The sequence below is a fragment of the uncultured Megasphaera sp. genome (assembly GCF_958350005.1).
GTDB lineage: Bacteria > Bacillota > Negativicutes > Veillonellales > Megasphaeraceae > Megasphaera.
This window is the reverse complement of record NZ_CATWFF010000035.1, coordinates 1-14,127: the sequence shown is the minus strand read 5'-3', so window position 1 is coordinate 14,127 and position 14,127 is coordinate 1. Positions and strand designations below refer to the sequence as shown.

The 14,127-nt window shown below is 52.2% G+C and carries 18 protein-coding genes and 1 other RNA gene; all 19 read left to right on the top strand.

The features are described 5' to 3' along the window. The first annotated feature begins 37 nt into the window (after positions 1-37). Positions 38-598: a ribosome recycling factor gene (frr, locus tag Q3886_RS03520; RefSeq protein WP_301859784.1), complete on the top strand. Its 561-nt coding sequence runs from the start codon at positions 38-40 to the stop codon at positions 596-598. Then, positions 598-849 carry a hypothetical protein gene (locus Q3886_RS03515; protein ID WP_301859783.1) on the top strand — a complete coding sequence of 84 codons (252 nt, stop codon included), beginning with the start codon at positions 598-600 and terminating at the stop codon, positions 847-849. The genes frr and Q3886_RS03515 overlap by 1 nt, the downstream gene beginning before the upstream one ends. After that, positions 842-1,612, top strand: coding sequence for an isoprenyl transferase (locus tag Q3886_RS03510; protein WP_301859782.1), 771 nt, complete (start codon positions 842-844; stop codon positions 1,610-1,612). The genes Q3886_RS03515 and Q3886_RS03510 overlap by 8 nt, the downstream gene beginning before the upstream one ends. Before the next feature lie 18 nt (positions 1,613-1,630). Beyond that, positions 1,631-2,458, top strand: coding sequence for a phosphatidate cytidylyltransferase (locus Q3886_RS03505; protein WP_301859781.1), 828 nt, complete (start codon positions 1,631-1,633; stop codon positions 2,456-2,458). 13 nt (positions 2,459-2,471) lie between these two features. Further along, complete coding sequence (gene dxr, locus Q3886_RS03500) at positions 2,472-3,617, top strand: 1-deoxy-D-xylulose-5-phosphate reductoisomerase (protein WP_301859780.1); 1,146 nt, start codon at positions 2,472-2,474, stop codon at positions 3,615-3,617. 14 nt (positions 3,618-3,631) lie between these two features. Next, positions 3,632-4,654 carry an RIP metalloprotease RseP gene (rseP, locus tag Q3886_RS03495; RefSeq protein ID WP_301859779.1) on the top strand — a complete coding sequence of 341 codons (1,023 nt, stop codon included), beginning with the start codon at positions 3,632-3,634 and terminating at the stop codon, positions 4,652-4,654. A gap of 18 nt (positions 4,655-4,672) precedes the next feature. Further along, positions 4,673-5,749 (top strand): flavodoxin-dependent (E)-4-hydroxy-3-methylbut-2-enyl-diphosphate synthase, encoded by a 1,077-nt coding sequence (ispG, locus tag Q3886_RS03490; protein WP_301859778.1) that lies wholly within the window; start codon positions 4,673-4,675, stop codon positions 5,747-5,749. Between the two features lie 42 nt (positions 5,750-5,791). Next, an RNA gene (gene rnpB / locus Q3886_RS03485) (RNase P RNA component class A) lies at positions 5,792-6,137 on the top strand. Between the two features lie 148 nt (positions 6,138-6,285). Beyond that, positions 6,286-7,509 (top strand): aspartate kinase, encoded by a 1,224-nt coding sequence (locus Q3886_RS03480; RefSeq protein ID WP_301859777.1) that lies wholly within the window; start codon positions 6,286-6,288, stop codon positions 7,507-7,509. Between the two features lie 7 nt (positions 7,510-7,516). Next, positions 7,517-7,816, top strand: a complete 300-nt coding sequence (locus Q3886_RS03475; protein ID WP_301859776.1) for a hypothetical protein — start codon at positions 7,517-7,519, stop codon at positions 7,814-7,816. Between the two features lie 58 nt (positions 7,817-7,874). Beyond that, positions 7,875-8,231: a holo-ACP synthase gene (gene acpS, locus Q3886_RS03470; protein WP_301859775.1), complete on the top strand. Its 357-nt coding sequence runs from the start codon at positions 7,875-7,877 to the stop codon at positions 8,229-8,231. A 30-nt stretch (positions 8,232-8,261) separates the two neighbouring features. After that, positions 8,262-9,926, top strand: coding sequence for an NAD(P)H-hydrate dehydratase (locus tag Q3886_RS03465; RefSeq protein WP_301859774.1), 1,665 nt, complete (start codon positions 8,262-8,264; stop codon positions 9,924-9,926). Beyond that, a complete protein-coding gene (locus tag Q3886_RS03460; RefSeq protein WP_301859773.1) occupies positions 9,913-10,863 on the top strand; it encodes a ComEC/Rec2 family competence protein in 951 nt (316 codons plus the stop codon). Before Q3886_RS03465 ends, Q3886_RS03460 begins: the two co-directional genes overlap by 14 nt. A gap of 3 nt (positions 10,864-10,866) precedes the next feature. Continuing rightward, the gene (locus Q3886_RS03455; RefSeq protein ID WP_301859772.1) at positions 10,867-11,085 is read left to right on the top strand and encodes a DUF3006 domain-containing protein; all 219 of its coding nucleotides are present in this window, start codon (positions 10,867-10,869) and stop codon (positions 11,083-11,085) included. A gap of 234 nt (positions 11,086-11,319) precedes the next feature. Next, entirely contained in the window at positions 11,320-12,483 is a 1,164-nt protein-coding gene (locus Q3886_RS03450) for an N-acetylmuramoyl-L-alanine amidase (protein WP_301859771.1), read from the top strand. Between the two features lie 141 nt (positions 12,484-12,624). Next, positions 12,625-12,936, top strand: a complete 312-nt coding sequence (rplU, locus tag Q3886_RS03445) for a 50S ribosomal protein L21 (RefSeq protein WP_301859770.1) — start codon at positions 12,625-12,627, stop codon at positions 12,934-12,936. After that, positions 12,936-13,271 (top strand): ribosomal-processing cysteine protease Prp, encoded by a 336-nt coding sequence (locus Q3886_RS03440; RefSeq protein ID WP_301859769.1) that lies wholly within the window; start codon positions 12,936-12,938, stop codon positions 13,269-13,271. The genes rplU and Q3886_RS03440 overlap by 1 nt, the downstream gene beginning before the upstream one ends. Then, positions 13,264-13,554, top strand: a complete 291-nt coding sequence (gene rpmA, locus Q3886_RS03435) for a 50S ribosomal protein L27 (protein ID WP_301859768.1) — start codon at positions 13,264-13,266, stop codon at positions 13,552-13,554. Before Q3886_RS03440 ends, rpmA begins: the two co-directional genes overlap by 8 nt. Before the next feature lie 85 nt (positions 13,555-13,639). Beyond that, complete coding sequence (locus tag Q3886_RS03430) at positions 13,640-14,029, top strand: hypothetical protein (protein WP_301859767.1); 390 nt, start codon at positions 13,640-13,642, stop codon at positions 14,027-14,029. The last annotated feature ends 98 nt before the right edge of the window (positions 14,030-14,127 follow it).

Here is a 14,127-nt window from a genome sequence, read left to right as displayed (position 1 = left end):
ATACATATACTATTATACATTAAGGAAGTGAACAGACATGGAAGTAAAAGAAGTTATTGCAATGCATGAAGAAAAAATGGATAAAACGATTGAAGCACTGAAACGGGAACTGACCTCTGTACGGACTGGCCGCGCCAGTGCATCCCTGCTGGATCGGGTCATGGTTGACTACTATGGTACGCCGACACCGGTCAAACAGGTTGCCAACGTATCGGCTCCGGAACCGCGCCTCATTACGATTGCGCCGTGGGAACGGAAGATGCTCGGCGAAATTGAAAAAGCCATTCTGAAATCCGATTTGGGCCTGAACCCGAACAATGACGGCACGATTATCCGCCTGGAAATTCCGCAGCTCACCGAAGACCGTCGTAAAGAACTGAGCAAGCGGGTCAGCAAAATTGCAGAAGATTCCAAAGTTGTCATCCGCAACATTCGCCGCGATGCCAATGAAATGATCAAGAAAATGGAAAAGAAAAAAGAAGTAACCGAAGATGACAGCAAGGAAGGACAGACGAATATCCAGAAGCTGACTGATAAAAAAATCAAGATCATTGATGAAATCAAGGCAAAAAAAGAAAAAGAAGTTATGGAAGTATAATGGATATACGAAATCTTGTTGGCATGCCGTTACGGTATGCCATCTCTGTATTGCAGGAAAATGATATGCCCTGCCGCATAGAGCGCACCGTGTCGCGGAGTCGTTTCTTCGCCTGTGCAGAAGGTGTTTCCTATGTCATCCGGGCCCGCAAGGCAGACGACGGCGTCGTCTGCCTGCTCGTCAACGATACGATGAAGAGCAGTGCGTCCGTTCAGCAGGCCATGCAGGGTGGAGAACAGGACTATGATTAACTTTTTCGGAAAAAAAGGAGACCGTCCCGGCGGCGCCGTTTCAGAAGCAGAGCTGGACCGGGACAATATGCCCCGTCATGTGGCCATCATTATGGACGGCAACGGGCGATGGGCCAAACGGCGAAAAATGCCGCGCACCTATGGGCATCGGGCCGGCGCAGATACGCTGAAGCGCATCGTCGTCGCCGCCGGAGAACTGGGTATCCAGGTGCTGACAGTATATGCCTTTTCCACAGAGAACTGGAAGCGGCCAGCTGAGGAAGTATCGTATATCATGAAGCTCATGAATGAGTATCTGCGCCGCAATCTGCTGGAACTGCACGAGCACAACGTCCGTCTTCGCTTTATTGGCGACAGGACGCGCCTGAGTCCGCAGCTGCAGGAAGCCTTCCGGCAGGCTGAGGAAAAGATGGCCGGCAACACGGGACTCATCCTGAATGTAGCCGTCAATTACGGCGGCCGCATGGAGCTGACCCAGGCGGTACAGCGCATTGCCGCTGCTGTGCAGAAGGGAGAGCTCCGGCCGGAAGATATTCAGGAAGACACGGTCAGCCAGTATTTGTATACCGCACCGGAAACAGATGTGGATCTGCTGATTCGCCCGGGAACAGACAAACGGGTCAGCAATTTTCTGCTGTGGCAGATTGCCTATGCCGAGTTCTGGTATACTGATGTATGCTGGCCTGAATTTACAAAAGATACGCTCATCGAGGCGATTTTGGCCTATCAGGGCCGGGAACGGCGCTTTGGCGGCTTAAAGTAAGGTAGGGAATAGACGACTATGTTGGCAAAAAGAATCATTACTGGCGTTGTTGGCGGCGCCTTTACCATTTTTGTTATTTATGAAGGAAACTGGCTGTTTTTTATCATGATGGCTCTCCTGGCTCTGGGAAGCTGGTATGAATACGGCAATCTGGCAGCCAGGCTGAAGGCAGCTGTAGCAGACCGGACCGGAGCTGTATGGCTGATTGCCATGATGGGGGCTTACTGGTACGGCAGCGTCAAGCTCATGATGCTCTTTGCCGTGGTCATGCTTCTGTGGCTCCTGACCAAGACCGTCCTGTTTCACGGCCAGGTCAAACCTGTTGACAGTGCCTATACGATGTACGGCCTGTTGTATGTTGGCTGCGGCTTTCTGTCTCTGCTGGCTCTGCGGAACGGCCTGCTCGGTTCCTATCTGACCGGTTCCTTTTCGTCGGTTATGCTGGAACCGGCCCGGTTCTTTACGTTCCTCCTCATCTTTTCGACGTGGGCCAGCGATACCTTTGCCTTTGCCGTCGGCAAGTGGAAAGGAAAGACGAAGCTGTGTCCGACAATCAGCCCGGGAAAGACCCGGGAAGGCGCCATTGGCGGCTTTATCGGCACTGTACTGACAGCGCTGATCTTTTCGGCAGTCTTTCAGTTTTCCCTGCTTCACGGCTTTGTCATCGGCCTCATCGTTGCAGTAACAGCTCCGATGGGCGACCTGGCAGAATCCATTCTGAAGCGCCTTTGTCAGGTAAAGGACTCGGGATCGATTATTCCCGGACACGGCGGCGTTCTCGATCGGTTTGACAGCCTGCTCTTTGCTGCTCCGGCCGTCTATGTATACCTTACGCTGATTGCATAGTGGAGGTGCTGTGATGAAACGAATTATCATACTGGGGAGTACCGGCTCTATTGGTACGCAGGCTGTCGATGTCATTGACGGCTGTGAGGGGGAATTTTCCCTGGCAGCTGTGGCAGCCAAATCGGACTGGCAGACGGCAGCCCAGCAGATTTTAGCCCATCAGACGCCTTTTGCCTGTATGGTAGATCCGGCAGCGGCAGAAAAGCTGCGCCGTGAAGTAGGGCAGACGTGTACCGTCTTTTCCGGTGCTGCAGGATTACTGAAGCTCATCGACGAAGCCGAGGCCGATACGGTCCTGACCTCCCTGGTCGGTGCAGCCGGCATTGAACCAACCCTTCATGCCATCGACAAGGGGTTGGATATTGCTCTGGCCAATAAGGAGACCCTTGTAGCAGCAGGGGAACTGGTCATGCGTGAAGCGGCACGTAAAGGCGTCCGCATTCTTCCCGTAGACAGTGAACACGGCGCTGTTTTCCAGTGCCTTCAGGGCCGTCAGCCTGAAGAAGTGCAGAAACTTCTGATTACGGCTTCCGGCGGTCCTCACTTTCGCCGTCCTCTGGAAGACTTTGCCCATATTACGGTCGAACAGTGCCTGAAACATCCGACATGGCATATGGGCGGCAAGATTACGATTGACTCGGCGACGATGTTTAATAAGGGACTGGAAGTCATTGAAGCACACTGGCTGTTTCACATGCCTTTTGACCGCATTGAAGTCGTCATTCAGCCGCAGAGCATCATTCATTCCATGGTGGAATTTATTGACGGTTCCGTATTGGGACAGCTGGGAATGCCCGATATGCGTCTTCCCATTCAGTATGCCTTTACGTATCCCCAGCGCCGTGCTGTACGAGGCGCAGCTTCTGTTGACTGGAAGACGCTGGGAAAACTGGAATTTTTTTCTCCGGATAATAAGAAATTTCCTTCTCTGCCCCTGGCCTATGAAGCCGGAACCATTGGCGGCACCATGCCGTGTGTGCTGAACGGCGCCAACGAAGAAGCTGTCTATGCGTTTTTGCGGAAAGAAATTTCCTTTACCCGTATTTTTGATATTGTCCGGCGCGTCATGGAACAGCATGTTCCCTGCCGCGACGTAACGCTGGAATCGATTCGCGCCGCTGATGCATGGGCGCGGCGCTGTGCTGTTTCTCTGTTTTAGAAAGGTGAATACCATTGGGAATTACCATTGCAGCGACTGTTTTTGTATTCAGTCTCATCGTCTTTGTTCATGAATTAGGCCATTTTTTGACGGCCAAGTGGACGGGCATGCAGGTCGATGAATTTGCCATCGGCTTTGGTCCGAAGATTTACAGCTGCCGCCGGGGAGAGACGGTCTATTCCCTGCGGGCTGTTCCGCTGGGCGGATTTAACCGGATTGCCGGCATGACGGAAGAAGAAGAACTGACAGACCGGTCTTTTCTGAATAAGCCTGTTCACTCACGGCTTATCGTCATTGCTGCCGGCGCGTTTATGAATATCGTACTGGCTGTGCTGCTCTTCTGGGGCGTTACCTTTTTTGCCGGCACGTCAAACGTGTCGCAGGAACCGGTCGTCGGCTCGGTCATTGAGAAGTCGGCTGCGGCCCAGGCGGCCATTCAGCCTGGCGACCGCATTCTTTCCATTGGCGGTACGCCTGTGAATTCGTGGAAGGATATTCCCGAAGCCGTAGCCAAGCACAGCAAAGAAGTCGTCGCTGTCACCATCGACCGTGACGGTAACCGCATGAGTGTGGAACTGATACCGCAGCAGGATGCCCAGTCCAATCGTCCGGTCCTGGGGATTTTTCCCGTCGTGACCGTGCAGTCCCACGGCTTTCTGGAGTCAGCAGGCATGGCCCTGCAGCGGACGGGACAGATCTGCGTCCTCATGCTGAAGGGCATTTACCAGATGGTAACGGGGACGGAAAAAGCTGAACTGGCCGGCCCTCTGGGCGTGGCTCAGCTGGCTGGACAGGTAGCTTCTGTCGGCTTTGTCAATCTCCTCATTTTTACGGCCTTTCTGAGCATTAATCTGGGCATCCTCAATTTACTGCCTATTCCCATGCTCGACGGCGGCCATATTATTCTGCTGCTCATCGAAGGCGTGACACGGCGGCGGATGCCTAAGAAGGCTTTGTATTACATTCAGCTTACCGGCATGGCTCTGTTAGGTGCCTTGTTTGTCTTTGCCATGTTCCAGGATATTAGTCGCATTTAGAAGGGAGAATGATTCCGTATGCTGCGCAGAAAGAGTCTGCCCGTTTCCGTAGGTTCTCTCCGCATAGGCGGTGATGCGCCCGTTTCTGTACAGACCATGTCGACTGTTAGTCCCTCAGAAGAGGCGCAGGCCATTGCCGATGTGCGCCGTCTCGCTGCGTGCGGGGCCGAACTGATTCGCTTTGCCGTTCCCGATATGGCTGCAGCCCAGGGACTGAAAGCCGTCGTCGCGGCGTCGCCTGTTCCCATTGTGGCCGATATTCATTTTGACTACCGCCTGGCTCTGGCTGCTGTGGACAGCGGTGTTCAGGCCCTGCGGCTGAATCCCGGCAACATCGGTGCTGACGACAATGTCGTAAAAGTCGTGGAAAAAGTACGGCCCCGTCATATTCCCATTCGCATCGGCATCAATACAGGGTCCCTGCCGGCAGATATTCTGCAGGCCTACGGCGGTCATCCGACAGCTGACGGCATGGTAGAAGGGGCGCTGCGGCATATCCGCATTCTGGAAAACATGGACTACCGGAATATGGTTATTTCCCTGAAAGCGTCGGACGTGCCCCTCATGATTGAAGCCTATACGAAGCTGGCTGCCAAGGTCCCCTATGCCCTGCATCTGGGCGTAACCGAAGCGGGACTGGTGCAGGATGGGACGATTAAATCGGCTATTGGCATCGGCACACTGCTGTATCAGGGCATTGGCGATACGATCCGCGTATCCCTTACGGGAGATCCGGCAGAAGAAATCAAGGTGGGACAGAAGATTCTCAGCTCTCTGGGCCTGCGGTCCTTCGGTCCTACCCTTATATCGTGCCCGACCTGCGGCCGGACTCAGGTCAATCTGATCGGCCTGGCTCAGGAAGTGCAGCAGGCTATTTCCCATTTAACCGTTCCCATTAAAGTAGCGGTCATGGGCTGTGTCGTCAACGGCCCGGGAGAAGCAAAAGAAGCGGATTTCGGTATTGCCGGCGGCAAGGGAAAGGGAATCGTCTTTTCGCACGGCACTGTGCTGCGGACCGTACCGGAAGAGCAGCTCGTAACGGCCTTGCTGGAAGAAATTGACCGCTCCCTGCTGCAGCAGGCAAATGGGGAATAGGCGTTGACTTTTCTCCGTTTTTATCGTATTATTAGCAAATGACGAGTATGAAAGACAATCGCTAGTGCCTGCACTAGAGGAAAGTCCGAGCTCCACAGGGCAAGATGCCGGATAACGTCCGGCGAAGGCGACTTTAGGGATAGTGCCACAGAAATGTGTACCGCCACGTATGTGGTAAGGGTGGAACGGTGCGGTAAGAGCGCACCAGCGGTATGGTAACATGCCGGCTAGGTAAACCCCATCTGGAGCAAGACCGAATAGGGGAGGGATGAGGCGGCCCGCTGACCTTCCGGGTTGTGTCGCTTGAACATGTCAGCAATGGCATGTCTAGATAGATGATTGTCACTGCGCAAGCAGAACAAAACTCGGCTTATTGATTGCTCGTCTTCTTGCATGCAAAAGCTCTCTGCCTGGGGCAGGGAGCTTTTTTATGTAATGTCACTTTACTTTTTTATACGTCCATGATATTATGCTGTATATGGTAAAAAAGGTAAGTTATTTACTGGACATATTTAAACAAAAGCGAGGGATTCAAGTTGGCATTAATCGTTAAGAAGTTTGGCGGCAGCTCTGTTGCGACACCGGACAAAATGCGTGCCATTGTACAGCGTGTACTGAAAGGGAAAAAAGAAGGGGATCAGATCGTCATCGTCGTCTCCGCAATGGGTGATACGACAGATGATCTGGTATCGCTGGCAAAACAGATTACGACGAAGACATATGGCCGTGAAATGGACATGCTTCTCTCTACGGGGGAACAGGTTTCCATCGCCCTTATGGCCATGGCTTTTGAAGCAGCCGGGCAGAAGGCTATTTCGCTTACTGGCGCTCAGGCCGGCATCCGCACGAGTGATGCGTTCAATAAGGGACGTATTCTGGAAATGGAACCGGACCGCATCATGGAAGCCCTTCGTGACGGAAATGTCGTCGTCGTTGCCGGATTCCAGGGGATTACGGGACACGGAGATATTACGACACTGGGCCGCGGCGGATCGGACACGACGGCAGTCGCTATTGCCGGTGCCATTCATGCTGATGTCTGCGAAATCTATACCGACGTAGACGGCGTATATACGGCTGATCCCCGCGTCGTGCCGACAGCTCATAAAATAAAGGAAATTACCTATGGGGAAATGCTGGAAATGGCCAAACTCGGCGCCGGCGTCATGCAGCCCCGGGCTGTGGAAATGGGCAGCCGTTTCAACGTTCCCATTCACGTTCGTTCTACCTTTACGGAAGATGAAGGCACAATTATTCAGGAGGTCTGCTCGATGGAAATAAAACAGTACTTGATTCATGGTGTTGCATCTGATAAAAACGTCGCTAAAATTACGGTTCTGGGGATTCCCAATAAACCGGGCTATGCCTATAAGATTTTTGCTGAACTGGCAGAAAAGAACATTGATGTCGATATGATCGTTCAGAGCGTCCGCGTGGCCAAAGAAGGGGTTACGGACATTACCTTCACCATTGCCGGTACGGAACTTCCGGAAGCCATGTCTGTTCTGGAACACATCCGTTCTCAGATGCATGCTGAAGATATTCTGATTGATAAAAATATGGCCAAAGTATCCGTTGTCGGTGCCGGCATGGCTGGTCATCCCGGTATTGCTGCCGGTATGTTCGGTGTTCTCGGCGACAATGGCGTTAATATTGAAATTATTTCCACTTCTGAAATCAGCATTACCTGTCTGATTGGAGAAGAATGTGTCGACAAAGCCGTCAAGGCTATTCATGATCACTTCTTCGGCGAACACTGAGGCAGTCATGTCTGTATTGGATAGTTTTGTAGAAGAAATGCTGCAGTCTGAAGTGCCGAAAACGGTGCTCCTTGAACGCATGATTCACGGCCTGGAAGTGGAAAAGCCGCCGCAGTTTAAGGTTCCGGCGCCGAAATACACGTTTGAATCCAATCTGCACGGCCTGGCCTATGACTATCAGAAGCGAGAAGTCGTCCTGTCGTATAAGGTCACCCATTCTGTATATGCCGATATGACGCTGTCTTTTGCGACATTTCGGGTTATACTGGAAGGCCTGGCCGTTTGTATCCGAATGCAGAAATGGTAATTGTTGCCGCAGTTCCTGGATAACAGGGATTGCGGCATTTTTTAGGAGAATTTTTATCATGACATGTGGAATCGATATTGTACAGATCAGCCGCATAGAAGACATGGTCCGGCGGCATGAGCGGTCGCTGCTCCGCTTTTTTACGGAGCAGGAACTGGCATACTGCCAGGGTCGGCAGAAGGCGCAGCATGCTTCGCTGGCCGGAATATTTGCTGCCAAAGAGGCCTTCGTCAAGGCCCTGGGTACGGGATTTCGCCAGGGAAAATGGACAGACATTGAAGTAACCCATACGTCGCTGGGTGCACCGGTCCTGCAGCTGCGGGGATACTATGCACAGGCCGTAGCTTCCGGTCAGATACCGTCCCTGTCGATCAGCCATGACGGGGACTATGCCATTGCTCAGGTGATTCTGTAAGAAACGAGAGATACGAAAGGAGTTTGCAGTATGCAGAAATTAAACACAGCTGCCCAGATGCGGCAGATGGATCAGACTGCCATGCACGGCATATACGCCATTGCGCCGGCAGTGCTGATGGAAAATGCCGGCCATGCTGTTGCTGAACGGAGCAGTCAGTATATTGGCGGCTGGGAAGGTAAGGATGTAATCATTCTGTGCGGGAAAGGGAACAACGGCGGCGACGGCTTTGTCATTGCCCGCCATATTCTGGGAGCCGGCGCACGGGTGTACGTATACGTGTTAGGCGATCCTGACGGATACAGCGCAGAAAGCCAGGCCCACTTGCAGACCCTGAAGGCCCTGGCTGATGGAGACACGTGCCGGATTACCCGGTTCGTGCCGTCAGACCAGGCCTGGGCGCTGCTGCGCCGCCGCCTGGCTTCCTGCCAGATTGCTGTCGATGCCATGCTGGGAACCGGCTTTCACGGCAGTCTGCGGGCACCCTATTCAGAAGTCGTTTCCCTGGTCAACGAAATGGCCGCAACCGGTACGCTCCAGGTGATTTCCGTCGATATGCCTACAGGCGTCAATGCCGATACCGGTGCGGTCAGCGGCGAAGGAGAAGATGAAAACGGCCCTCTTTTTGCCGATATGACCGTTACCTTTGGCGCCCTCAAGCGGGGCCTGGTCCTGTATCCGGGACGGACCTGTGCGGGCCACGTCGAACTCGATGCTATCGGCATGCCTCTGCCGCTGCTGGTGCAGCCTGAAGAAGATGCGGCGTATATGCTGCAGGAATCGGATATTGCCGAGCTGCTTACGCCCAGAAGTCCGGACAGCCATAAAGGAACGCATGGCGTCATCGCCATTGCTGCCGGATGCAGCGACATGGCCGGCGCTGCCCTCATGAGTGCCCACGGCGCGGTCCGCAGCGGCGGCGGAAAGGTGTTCCTGCGGGTACCGTCTCAGGCTGCGCCGTACTGCATTGGCAGACAGCCGGAAATTATGGTCAAAGGCGTAGGTCAGACCTTCTTTACCGGCCACGATGCCCAGGAACTTCTGGCAGAAAGCAGAAACTGGACCGTCCTGGCCATTGGGCCGGGCCTGGGCCGGCAGGAAGAAACGAAAGACTTTGTCAAACAGATGATCGCCGGGACGTCATGCCCTGTCGTCGTCGATGCAGACGCTCTGAATCTGCTGGCCGGAGAACGGGATTTCGCCGCAGCCCATGGCGGACGTCTTGTCTTTACGCCTCATGACGCCGAATTCAGTCGTCTCAGCGGCTGGACGCTGAAGCGGATTCAGGAAGACCGGCTGGCAGCGGCCAAAGAATTTGTCCGGCAGTGGCAGGTCAATCTGGTTCTCAAAGGAGCACCGACCATTATCGTATCGGCCAGGACAGGCAATGCCTATGTCAATCCTACCGGTAATGCCGGCATGGCCTGCGGCGGTATGGGCGATGTCCTGACCGGCATGATTGCGGCCATCGCAGCCAGAGAAGGGCGCCCCGATCTGTGCAGCGCTGCCTGTGCAGCCGTATACCTGCACGGTGCTGCCGGAGACGCCTGCAGCCGCAGTTACGGCCCGTACGGCTTTACGCCCATGGAAGTGGCCGATGAAGTGCCGAAGGTCATTCAGCATCTGGAAGGACAGCGGGCTAACCTGGTGCTGCAGAAACCGATGATTGGAGATGACGAACATGAACTGGCATAAGTGGAAACAATCAACTGTGGCTGTTGCAGTCGCTCTTTGCCTGGCCTTCATGGCCTTTCTTTCTGGATGCAGCCAACAGCAGGCCAGTCAGACTGACAGCGGGCAAAAGGGCGCTGTTGCCGCCACCGTAGCCGATTCTGACGCCGCTCTGCACGTGTACATGCTTAACGTAGGGCAGGCCGATGCGACGCTGATTCAGTATAAAGGACAGAATATGCTCATCGATACAGGCGATGTAGATCATCGCGATGAACTGGTAAAACAGCTGAAAGAGCACCACGTCAAAACACTGGATGCCGTTATGATCAGCCACCCTCACGGCGATCACATGGGCGGCATGGCAGCCTTGTTTAAAGCCTTTCCAATTAAGCAGATTTACGATAACGGCCAGGCTGCCAATACGGCAATGTACAAGAATTACCTGAAAAATATTAAAAACAAGAAGATTCCCTATACGGTGCTGAAACGGGGCGATTCCTTTACCTTTGCCGGCGATATTGCATTCCAGGTACTGTCGCCGGGTGAGCCCTTTACGAAGAAAAACACCCAGGGCCTGTCAGAAAGCGGCCTGACGAATAACAACTCCATTGTCTGCAAAATGACTTACGGCGACTTCAGCATTCTGTTTACGGGAGATGCACAGAAAGAAGCGGAAGATCAGATGCTGAAACTGTATGACAAGAAGACTCTTCATGCCGATGTCCTTAAAGTAGGCCATCACGGCAGCAAGACGTCGTCTTCACCGGCCTTTGTTCAGGCTGTAAGTCCGAAAGAAGGAACCATTTCCTGCGGCGTCAACAATCAGTATAAGTTCCCGCATAAGCCGACGCTGGACACATTGAAAAAGAATCATGTTAACGTGTACCGAACGGACCAGGACGGCGTCATCTCTATTCTCAGTGATGGGAAATCCTATCAGATTTCCAAGGAGAGATAGGCTATGAAAGAACTCATCGGATCGATTGACAGAATTACGGAACAGACGGCGTATATCATTTTAAATGATGATGAACATGAACTGCAGTTTCCTCTGGAATTGCTTCCTGACGGAGCCGAAGAGGGCATGGCCTTTACCATTACAATCAGGCGCAACAAAGAAGAAGAAGAGCGGCTGCGTCAGGAAATTGCCGCCCTGCGCCGGGACCTGGGACAGGCCTAGCACAGAGACGCGCAAAACGGAGCGAATCGCTTATGCAATTTGGGAGATACCCTTAGAAAGGGTGCGAAATGAACGGGATTGTGGTATAAGCAGAGAGGCCGTTTTGAAGGAGCGCAGAGACGCACAAAACGGAGCGAATCGCTTATGCATTTTGGGAGATACCCTTAGAAAGGGTGCGAAGTCGACGGTATTGTGGTATAATGACATGAAATCAGGATAAAGGAGAAGATTTGCGTGTTGAAAAAACTATGTATGCTTCCGTTGCTGCTGCTCCTGGCCGTTATCCCTATGACGATGGTACAGGCAGCACCGAAAGCGGAAATTACCAGCGTTCGTACGGCTACCCGCAACGATGCGAATACGCCCTTTGTGCGCACTGTACTGGAAGTGACAGACAGGACGACGCCGCGCCTGTTTCTGGATGAATCAGGTGAATACATCAGTGTCACCTTGCCGCATACGAAAATTGCCAAAAATGTGGACAAGCGGTATGATGCCAATCACAACGTCGTGTCCCGCATTACCCTGACGCAGCGTTCGTCAGGAACAGATGTCAATTTCAAGGTTCCCCAGGCGGTCACGAAAAAGGATATCAAAGTGTTTACCCTGCCGGGAACGGATAAGAATAAAAAGGGCATGCGCGTCGTCATTGACCTGAATGACAAATCAGGGAAAGTAAAACAGTGGAGTCACTGGAATGATGCCGCTATTGGTATTAATAATGCCGGCAAGAAGGGCAGTACAGCCAAGACGAATACGTCCAAACCGGCTGTCGACGTTCCTTCGTACGGCAACAGTAAATCCTACAGCCTGACTCAGGGCCTTAAGGGAAAAGTAATCGCCATTGATCCTGGCCATGGCGGCAGTGATACAGGTGCTATTGGTTCGTTCTCGCAGGAAAAAAACATTACCCTGGCCATTGGTCAGAAAGTAGCTGAACTGCTGAATGATGCCGGCGCAAAAGTCGTCATGACCCGTACGACCGATGTCGATGTATACGCACCCTATGACGGTGCCGTAGAAGAACTGCAGGCCCGCTGCAATATTGCCAATGCCGCGCAGGCCGATGCCTTCGTCAGCATTCACATTGACTCGTTCTCCAGTGCCGATGCCGGAGGCGTTACAGCCTACTATAACAGCAAAACCCCGTATGACTACAGTCTGGCAAAATATCTCCATGCTCAGAACATGGCCGCTACGAATTTCTCCGACCGCGGTACGCGGACAGCCAACTTCTACGTTCTCCTGCACACCAATATGCCTGCTGTCCTGCTGGAACTGGGCTTTATTTCCAATCCCACAGAAGAACAGGCACTGAACTCGGAACAGCAGCAGCAGAATTTTGCTGAAAGCATCGTCAAAGGCCTGGCTGATTATTTCGACCACAATGGCCAGTAAAAAAGATTGACAAGAGAATCTCTATCTGGTAATATATAAGGGTCGTAGCATAAGTGGCTAGGATAAGCCGCATGGAGAGGCCTGCAAGTTCCCGCAAGGGACGCCGTATTCAGCGAGTATATTGATGAGGAGGTGTCACTCATGTACGCAATTATTAAAACCGGCGGAAAACAGTATCGCGTTCAGGAAGGCGACAATATTTTTGTTGAAAAACTGACTGCCGATGTAGATTCCGAAGTAGTATTTGACCAGGTACTGGCTGTTGTCAGCGATGCTGACGCTAAATTCGGTACTCCCGTTGTGGACGGTGCCAAAGTTACAGCTAAAGTAGTGGAACAGGGCAAAGCAAAGAAAATCCGTATTTTCAAATACAAAGCCAAATCCAACTACCGTCGCCGTCAGGGTCATCGTCAGCCGTTTACGAAAGTAACGATTGAAAAAATCGAAGGCTAATGATTACCGTTAACTGGCAGTGTGACCTGAAGGGGCAGCCCTGTGGCTTTACCATGGAAGGGCATGCCGGTTATGCTGAAGAAGGCAGTGACATCGTCTGTGCAGCTGTGTCTGCACTGGCACAGACCGCTCTGCTCGGTCTTCTTCACTATGTTCCTCAGGATGTGTCGTATGAAATGGATGAAGGATTTTTATCTGTACACATACGAAACAGCGGTGCGGAACAGACGGTCATTCTGCAGACGATGAAATTAGGATTAGATCAGATTGCAGCGCAATACAGAGAGTATATGGTACTCCATACCTTGACATCAGGAGGTGAACGGAATGTTTAATTTTAACTTACAGCTCTTTGCTCATAAAAAAGGGACTGGCTCCACGCGTAACGGCCGTGACAGTGAATCGAAACGCCTTGGCGTTAAATGCCACGACGGCGTCGTCGTTAAAGCCGGCAACATCATCGTTCGCCAGCGCGGCACGCATTTCCATCCGGGCGTAAACGTCGGCATCGGTAAAGATGACACGTTGTTCGCTACGGCTGCTGGGAAAGTAGCGTTTGAACGGGCTGGTAAATTTAACCGTAAAGTAAGCGTTTACCCGGTTGAAGCAGAAGCATAAACAAAGTAGCATAGATCCTGCGGAGAAATCTGCAGGATTTTTTCATATGTCCTCACTATTGCAGGACACATACAGGAGGTGCGCTATGCGCGTATACGTCAATGGAGAAGAACGACAGCTGTCTGTATTTGATCGCCTTACTGGCGCTGAATACGCCAAGATGGTAGTCTGTGCTCAGGATCAGCTGGATACAGACGAATATGGTTCCTTTGTCATGACCGAAGAAGAGTACCAGTACTGGCAGAAGCTGCTGGAAAAGCTGCAGGAATCAGAAGACCTTCGCCTGGAACTGAAAGATGCCCTAGACTATGATGAGTTGAACAACTATATTTTAGACGAAACCATGTACGTCACAGAAACCAGGGAAATTATCGATATGGAAAACCAGAGCCTTCATGAAGTGCGTCAGGCTCTGGCTGATCATGATACAGAATGGCTGAAAGATAACGGCTTTATAAAAACACTGGAAAAATAAGGGATGTCCTTGCCTGTCTATTTCATATATGATATTATAAGTGAAAATTGGACATTGGAGTTTGGATAAGGGAGTTTGGACATTGAAAAAAATACTTT